Annotated in this window: 11 protein-coding genes and 1 pseudogene; 1 reads left to right on the plus strand and 11 read right to left on the minus strand. The window is 64.2% G+C overall.

All coding sequences use genetic code 11. From position 1 onward, the window contains the following. Window positions 1-26 precede the first annotated feature (26 nt). Entirely contained in the window at window positions 27-743 is a 717-nt protein-coding gene (locus ACO2Q4_RS18610; RefSeq protein WP_311757792.1) for a response regulator, read from the minus strand. Beyond that, entirely contained in the window at window positions 740-1258 is a 519-nt protein-coding gene (locus ACO2Q4_RS18615) for a MarR family winged helix-turn-helix transcriptional regulator (RefSeq protein WP_311757793.1), read from the minus strand. The genes ACO2Q4_RS18610 and ACO2Q4_RS18615 overlap by 4 nt, the downstream gene beginning before the upstream one ends. Before the next feature lie 152 nt (window positions 1259-1410). Between ACO2Q4_RS18615 and ACO2Q4_RS18620 the strand changes: the two genes are divergently transcribed. Further along, window positions 1411-2283, plus strand: coding sequence for a branched-chain amino acid aminotransferase (locus tag ACO2Q4_RS18620; RefSeq protein ID WP_311757794.1), 873 nt, complete (start codon window positions 1411-1413; stop codon window positions 2281-2283). A gap of 81 nt (window positions 2284-2364) precedes the next feature. On the opposite strand, the gene ACO2Q4_RS18625 is transcribed toward ACO2Q4_RS18620, so the two are convergent. The 9 genes and pseudogenes from ACO2Q4_RS18625 to purU form a co-directional block, all read right to left on the minus strand. After that, on the minus strand, window positions 2365-2556 hold the full coding sequence (locus ACO2Q4_RS18625) for a hypothetical protein (RefSeq protein ID WP_395131537.1): 192 nt from the start codon (window positions 2554-2556) through the stop codon (window positions 2365-2367). Between the two features lie 61 nt (window positions 2557-2617). After that, window positions 2618-3082 (minus strand): PTS sugar transporter subunit IIA, encoded by a 465-nt coding sequence (locus ACO2Q4_RS18630; protein ID WP_311757796.1) that lies wholly within the window; start codon window positions 3080-3082, stop codon window positions 2618-2620. An 81-nt stretch (window positions 3083-3163) separates the two neighbouring features. Continuing rightward, window positions 3164-3739, minus strand: coding sequence for a ribosome hibernation-promoting factor, HPF/YfiA family (gene hpf, locus ACO2Q4_RS18635; protein ID WP_311757797.1), 576 nt, complete (start codon window positions 3737-3739; stop codon window positions 3164-3166). Window positions 3740-3902: 163 nt separating this feature from the next. After that, entirely contained in the window at window positions 3903-4652 is a 750-nt protein-coding gene (gene lptB / locus ACO2Q4_RS18640) for an LPS export ABC transporter ATP-binding protein (RefSeq protein ID WP_311757798.1), read from the minus strand. Continuing rightward, window positions 4649-5146 carry a lipopolysaccharide transport periplasmic protein LptA gene (gene lptA / locus ACO2Q4_RS18645; RefSeq protein WP_311757799.1) on the minus strand — a complete coding sequence of 166 codons (498 nt, stop codon included), beginning with the start codon at window positions 5144-5146 and terminating at the stop codon, window positions 4649-4651. Before lptA ends, lptB begins: the two co-directional genes overlap by 4 nt. Before the next feature lie 62 nt (window positions 5147-5208). Then, window positions 5209-5787 carry an LPS export ABC transporter periplasmic protein LptC gene (gene lptC, locus ACO2Q4_RS18650; RefSeq protein ID WP_423321093.1) on the minus strand — a complete coding sequence of 193 codons (579 nt, stop codon included), beginning with the start codon at window positions 5785-5787 and terminating at the stop codon, window positions 5209-5211. A 3-nt stretch (window positions 5788-5790) separates the two neighbouring features. Further along, a complete protein-coding gene (locus tag ACO2Q4_RS18655) occupies window positions 5791-6735 on the minus strand; it encodes a KpsF/GutQ family sugar-phosphate isomerase (protein WP_311757801.1) in 945 nt (314 codons plus the stop codon). Window positions 6736-6744: 9 nt separating this feature from the next. After that, a complete protein-coding gene (locus tag ACO2Q4_RS18660) occupies window positions 6745-7359 on the minus strand; it encodes a ribonuclease D (RefSeq protein WP_311757802.1) in 615 nt (204 codons plus the stop codon). Window positions 7360-7463: 104 nt separating this feature from the next. Then, window positions 7464-7583 (minus strand): annotated as a pseudogene (gene purU / locus ACO2Q4_RS18665) (formyltetrahydrofolate deformylase); the annotation flags it as partial.

Below are 7583 nucleotides of genomic sequence, written 5' to 3' on the forward strand. Positions count from 1 at the left end.
CGACGCCCGGCGCCGCGCAGGACCCATCAGTCCGGAACCAGCATATAGCCCATCCCGCGGACGGTCTGCAGGTAACGCGGCTCGCGGGGATCGGGCTCGATCTTGCGGCGCAATCGGGTGATCTGGACATCGATGGCGCGTTCCGAATTCTCGCCCGCATCCTCGGATGGACTGCGACCCATGTCCTCGATCAGTTCCGCGCGGCTGACGGGCTGGCGCGGAGTGTCGGCCAGGCGGCGCAGCAAGGCCTGTTCGGTGCCCGTCAGGCGCAGCGGCGCATCGCCCTGCCAAAGCTCACCCTTGTCCGCGTCATAGCGCAGAGGACCGATCGACAGGAACTTCGGGCCACGATTCTCGCTTGCCGGGACGCGACGCAGGATCGCTGCAATGCGCAGCAAAAGCTCGCGCGGCTCGAAGGGCTTGGCAAGATAGTCATCAGCCCCACTTTCCAGCCCCGAAATCCGGTCCTCGATCTCTCCCTTTGCGGTCAGCAGCAGGATCGGCGTCTGCGCGCGCTTGCGCAGGTCGCGAGTCAGGGAAAAGCCGTCCTCGCCCGGCATCATCACGTCAAGGACGATCAGGTCGAAATCCAGCCCCGACAGCAGCCGACGCGCATGGGCGGCGTCCCGCGCCGTCGTGACCAGGAAGTCGTTGCGCATCAGGAACCGGCGCAGAAGGCTGCGGATACGTTCGTCGTCATCGACGACCAGGATATGGGCGGAGATCGGGTCAGGATTGCTCATTGGGATTCGGGCAGGTCCTTCATAGACTTGAACTGCCGCAGCGTATCACGGTCCATCATTGCCTCAAGCACCTGCCGGAACCCCGCGACCGCCTGCGGCCCGGCGTTGCGATAGGCGGCGCGCATCCGGGCGCGCTGGCTCTCGGACAGGCGCCGCTCCAGCGCATTGCCCTGCTCGGTCAGGAAAAGCTGCCTTTCGCGGCGATCGCGACGTCCGACCCGGCTTTCGACAAGCCCATCCTCGATCAGCGTGCGCAGCACCCGGTTCAGGGATTGCTTGGTGACGCCAAGCACGTCCAGAAGCGCCGTCACCGTCAGCCCCGCATCGCGGTTGATGAAATGCAGCGCGCGGTGATGGGCGCGGCCATAGTCCATGTCCGACAGAATCAGATCCGGATCGGCCGTGAAGGCACGATAGGCGAAGAACATCGCCTCGATCCCGCGACGCAGCTGCTCATCGGTCAGGAACAGCAGGTTTTCGCCACCAACGGGCGCGATGCTGACTTTGTTCTGCATGGCTTCCCCATATTGCATGGCTCTTATTACGTCAGGCTTGTTGACTTTCCAATCACCAATGGATAGCGAAGACCCTGTGTTGCGCAACTTTATATGCGGATACTGGCAAAACAGCGCAACAATCCGAAAAACAGACCGGCCGGAGGAAGAACATGGCAGGCGCTTACGACGATCGTGATGGCAAAATCTGGATGGATGGCGAGCTTGTGGACTGGCGCGACGCCAAGGTGCACATCCTGACCCATGCTTTGCATTACGCAAGCTCGGTATTCGAGGGCGAGCGGTGCTATAGCGGCAAGATCTTCAAAGGCCACGAACATTCCCTGCGGCTGATTGAATCGGCTCGGCTGCTGGACATCGAATCGCCCTATACCGCGGAAGAAATCGACCGCGCCAAACAGGAAGTTCTGGATGCGAACGGCTTCACCGACGCCTACGTCCGAGTGGTGATGTGGCGCGGCTCGGGCTCGGACATGGGTGTCTCGGCGGCGCGCAACCCGGTTCGCATGGCGGTCGCCGCCTGGGAATGGGGCAGCTATTACGGGGACGCGAAATGGCAGGGCGCCAAGCTCGACATCGCGAAATGGAAGCGCCCCAGCCCCGAGACGATTCCGACCGCCGCCAAGGCCGCCGGCCTTTACATGATCTGCACCATGTCCAAGCACGCGGCCGAGGCCAAGGGCTGCTCGGACGCGCTGTTCATGGATTACCGCGGCTATGTCGCCGAGGCGACCGGCGCGAACGTCTTCTTCGTCAAGGATGGTGAGGTTCACACCCCGCTGGCCGACGCCTTCCTGAACGGGATCACGCGCCAGACCATCATCCAGCTGCTGAAGGACAAGGGCGTTGCCGTGCATGAACGCCACATCCTGCCGGAAGAGGTCTCGGGCTTCCAGGAATGCTTCCTGACCGGAACCGCCGCCGAGGTGACCCCTGTCGCCCAGATCGGCGAGGACTGGCATTTCCAGATCGGCGAAGTCACCCGCGGCATCGCGGACGATTACGAAAAGCTCGTCCGCGCCTGATCGCGCACCAGACGTGAACGAAAGCGGCCGCGCCCGGAATGGGCGCGGCCGTCTTGCATTCTGGACTGGACCGGACCGGATTCAGGCGTTCTGCCCGCGCTCGATCCGCAGGAACTCGGCCACGCGGCGGCCGCCCCCGGCATCCTCCTGCTTGCGGCGGGTCAGAAGGCGCTGGATGGCGGGATGAATGGTCGCCTCGCGATCTTGCCGGGTAAAGTTCCGGATGCGACCCGCACCCGTCTCATGCTGTCTGTCTGCGATATGCCTGGTCATTGCCGAACCTCCGCTTTCGGGCGGAGGCATCGTAACACGGAACCAGCCCGCGATCACCCCTTCAGGCAGCCTTGATGCCCGGCGCGGCCGACAGGATCGCGTGCAGCGCGACCGGATCGTCATTGGCGCGCAGCTTGCCGCGCAGATCCTGGTCGCGCAGCGTCCGCGACACCAGCGCCAGTGCCTTCAGGTGATCGACACCCGAGTTCTTGGGGGCGAGGAGCGCAAAGATCAGGTCCACAGGCTGACGGTCGACCGCATCGAAATCCAGCGGCTTCTCCAGACGCAGGAACAAGCCGACGACCCGGTCCAGCCCGTGCAGCCTGGCATGAGGCAAGGCCACGCCGTGGCCGACCCCGGTCGGACCCAGCGATTCTCGTTCCTGCAAGGCATCCAGCGTCTGCGCGGCATCGACGCCATAGATGCTTCGCGCCTGCTCGGCGATTTCCTGGAACAAACGCTTCTTGCTGGTGCTTTGCGTCATCGTCCGCACGGCGGAAGGTGAGAGAATGTCGCTGATCTGCATATCGCCCGAAATTGTCCAAGTCCCGGCCACGGATTTCGTGACCGGGACAATTCATTCAACCAGACTGCTCTTGCGGTCAGTCTAGCGCAAATTGCGGGGATCAATCCAGCCCACGTTGCCATCTTCACGGCGATGGACCACGTTGACGCCCCCATGTTTCTCATTGCGGAAAACCAGCAGCGGCGAACCGGCCAGCTCCATCTGCATCACCGCATCGCCGACGGAAAGCGTGGGAACGCGGGTCTCCATCTCGGCGATGATCATGGGTTGCAGGCCGTCTTCCTGGGATTCCCATTCGTCTTCATCGGCGGCCAGCACATACATGCCCGCCTGCTCGAAGGCAACCGGTTCAACCCGATCCTTGTGGTGATCCTTCAACCGGCGCTTGTAGCGGCGCAGCTGCTTGTCCATCCGCTCCTTGCACTGTTCGAAAGCGGCATAGATCTCGGTCGAGGCCCCCTTGGCCTGCACGTTCAGCCCGGTCGACAGATGCACCACGGCGTCGCAGATGAATTCATGCGCATTGCGGGAAAAAATGACCGTCGCATCGGTCGGGCGCTGCGAATACTTGTCGATGGTCTCGCCCAGTTCGGTCTTAACATGCGTCGAGAGGGCATCTCCGACGTCGATTTGTTTTCCGCTGATCTGATAGCGCATGATGGTCCGTCCTTTCGGTTGCCCGGCCTAGACTTTACGCCGCCCGCGCGGTTTCGCCGTCCGGGTTGAAGACAGGCATCTTCGGGCCTGCCTTAAGGATCATTTGGTGATAGGGGAGCGGTCCTGTCAACGGGCGCGAATTGTCGCAGGCATCGACAGGCCCTCAGTTCATGCGGAAGCTTTCGCCCAGATAGACGCGCCGGACCTGCGGATCGTCGACGATTTCGGCCGTGGTGCCGGATTTCAGCACATGCCCGTCATGCAGGATATAGGCGCGATCTACGATCTCCAGCGTCTCGCGGACGTTGTGATCGGTGATCAATACGCCGATTCCCCGGCTTTTCAGGTCGTGGACCAGCCCGCGGATTTCGCCGACAGCAATCGGGTCGACACCCGCAAAGGGTTCATCCAGAAGCAGATAAGACGGGTTCGCCGCCAGGCAGCGCGCAATCTCGACCCGCCGCCGCTCACCGCCCGACAGGGCCATGGCCGGGGCCTTGCGCAGATGCTCGATCGAGAATTCGCCCAGCAGCGTCTCCAGCCGGTCGCGCCGATGATGGGCGTCGCGACAGACCAGCTCCAGCACCGCAGCAATGTTCTGTTCGACATTCAGGCCGCGAAAGATCGACATTTCCTGCGGAAGATAGCCGATGCCCATCTGCGCGCGCCGATACATGGGCAGGGCCGTCGCCTCAAGCCCGTCGATCGTCACCTGCCCCGAATCGGGCGCGACAAGGCCCGCGACGCAGTAAAAGCATGTCGTCTTGCCAGAGCCGTTCGGCCCCAGCAGCGCCACCACCTCGCCCCGCTCAAGGTCCAGCGCCACGTCGCGGATGACCGGGCGGCTGCGATAGGATTTGCGCAGCCCTCGGACGCGCAGTCCGCCGGCAAGGGAATCGGTCGAGGCGTTCATCTGTTCTGCTCCGGTTGCAGGACGCTGCGCACGCGGCCTGCGGCATTGGCGGTGCCGGTCGCAAGGTTCACCGTGACCGTCTCGCCGGTCAGCACGTTGCTGCCCTGCGTCAGCAGGACATCGCCGCGCAGCACGACATTGCCCGACTCGACATCGTAATCGGCGGTCTTCGCCTCGGCCGCGTCCTGCCCGCTGGCAAGGGTCACGTTGCCTTCCGCCTTCATGGCGCTGATCTTCTGTGCATTGTCCTGGGCATAGGTCACGGTGACGCGGTCGGCCGACAGCCGCATCGCGCCCTGCCCGATCAGTACATTGCCGGTAAAGACCGCAAGGCCGGTGCGCTGGTCCACCTGCAAGGCATCGGCCGTTACCTCGACCGGCGCCTTCACGTCCTGAGCATTGCCGAATCCGGTCGTCTGCGCCGCTGCCAGCTGGGGCAGCAGGGCAGCCAGGGTCAGCGACAGAAGCAAGGGCAGCGGTCCTGGCCGGATCATCGGGTTTCCTTTCTGGCGCGAGGGCTTGGCCGAGCCAGATACCAATCTGGCGGGTCGGGCAATCATGGCCGGTATATCAACCGGACTCCGCCCTTCAAATCAAGAACGTGATCGGCATCGCCGGGCGCAATCGGGCGCAGCTCCATTTCGCCGGCGGTCAGGTCGCCGAACGGGGCGCGAACATTCACCTCGCGATCAGCCGCCAGGGTGCCCTCGGTGGTCGAGGCATGGAACTCGGGTGCGGTCACGATCCAGCCTGCGGCCGTCGTCATCCGCACACCATCCTGCAGCGCGACCTGGTCGCCCTGAATGCGGGCAGTCCCGGCGCTGACATCCGCCGCCCGCCCGTCGGGCGCGCGCAGCGTCATGCGGACCGACCGGACCGAGCCCTGGTTCATCCCGGCGCCCGGCTCTGCCTCGGCCCCGGCGATCGTCAGCTGCGACCCATTGGTCGTGACCCCGGTATAGGTCGGGTTGGTGATCGCCTGGCGCTCGGCCAGATCCTGCGGATCGACGGTCGCATAGGGAATGGTCGCATGCGGTTCTGGCTTGCGCCCCAAAAGAAACAGCACCGACAGAATCGCCAGCGCTGTCAGGGGCAGGATTACGCGCAGCCAGGCAACGATGCACGACCGCCGCATGTTCTAGACCATCCCTGTCCGCAGGAAATCGTGGATGTGCAGCAGCCCGGCAGGCTTCTGATCCTCAAGCACGAACAGGCTGGTGATCTTGCGCCCCTGCATCTCGGCCAACGCGGTTTCCGCCAGGCTTTCGGGCGAGATCGTGCGCGGGTTGCGGGTCATGACCTCGCTGGCGCGGTGATCCAGCAGACCCTCCATGTGGCGCCGCAAGTCGCCGTCGGTGATGATGCCGCTAAGCCGCCCGTCAGGATCCACGACGCCGGTGACGCCGAACCCCTTCTGGCTGATGACCAGCAGCGCATCCGACATCGGCGCGTCCTCGGCGACCAGCGGAATCTCGCGATGCATCATGTCGCCCACACGCGACAGCCGCGCGCCCAGCTTGCCACCGGGATGGAAGGTGCGGAAATGATCGGGGGTGAACTTGCGATGCTCCATCAGCGCGATCGCCAGCGCGTCGCCAAGCGCCATGGTCATCGTGGTCGAGGTGGTCGGAACGATGCCCGACCCGCAGGCCTCGGGCGCAGCAGGCAGGACCAACGCCACGTCCGACTGGCGCAAAAGCGTCGAATCGGCGCGGCTCGCCACCCCGATCAGCGGGATGTTGAACCGGCGGGTATGGGCGATCAGGTCGGCCAGCTCGGGCGTCTCGCCGCTGTTGGACAGGACCAGCGCGACGTCGCTTTCCGTCACCATGCCCAGATCGCCATGGCTCGCCTCGCCCGGATGGACGAATTGCGCCGGCGTCCCGGTCGAGGCCAGAGTCGCCGCGATCTTGCGCCCGACATGGCCGGATTTCCCCATGCCCGAGACGATCACCCGTCCCTGCGCGGCAAGGATCAGCCCGATCGCATGATCGAAGCTGTCGCCAAGACTGTCGGACAGGGCCAGAAGGCCATCGGTTTCGGCCCGGATCACACGGCGGGCGGTATCAAGGTATGCGCTCATGGCCCTCACCTAGTGACGGAAAAGGTCGTTTTCATCCCCCCAGCCCATCAAGTCCAGATGGGCCCGGGCCGGAAGGAAATCGAAACAGGCCTGCGCAAGGCCCATCCGGCCCTCGCGTTCCAGCCGTTTTTCCAGTTCGGCCTTCAGCCGGTGCAGGTGCAGCACATCCGATGCGGCATATTCAAGCTGGGCATCGGACAGCTGCTGCGCACCCCAGTCGCTGGTCTGCTGCTGCTTCGAGATGTCGACCCCGACCATCTCGCTCAGCAGGTATTTCAGCCCGTGCCGGTCGGTGAAGGTGCGGATCAACTTCGACGCGATCTTGGTGCACCAGACGGGCGCGGTTACGACGCCGAAGGCCGCTTCCAGCGCGGCGATGTCGAAGCGTCCGAAATGGAACAGCTTCAGCACCTTCGGATCGGCCAGCAGCCGCACCAGGTTCGGCGCCTGACGCTGCCCGCGCGCGATCTGGACCAGATGGGCGGAACCGTCGCCCGAGGACAGCTGGACCAGACACAGGCGATCGCGTCGCATGTCCAGTCCCATGGTCTCGGTGTCGATGGCGACGGTGGCCCCCAGTTCCAGCCGGTCCGGCAGGTCATTCTGGTAAAGATGTATGCTCATGTCGGGATCCGGCTGTGGCGTGGCATGACTTGGCCCGAGGCTTACTCTCTTTTCCCCGCCTCACGCCACCCCCTTGCGTCCCGCGCGCCTGCGCCCGCCCCCATTCAGCCCATTCTTTCGCTGGCATAGCTTCCTGGCGATGCGGGGAAGACGACGGTCTTGTTTCCGTTCAGGAAGACGCGCCTGTGGATATGGGCATGGATGGCGCGGGCCAGGACCTGGCT

The organism is Paracoccus sp. KR1-242, assembly GCF_049446195.1.
GTDB classification, from domain to species: Bacteria; Pseudomonadota; Alphaproteobacteria; order Rhodobacterales; family Rhodobacteraceae; genus Paracoccus; species Paracoccus broussonetiae.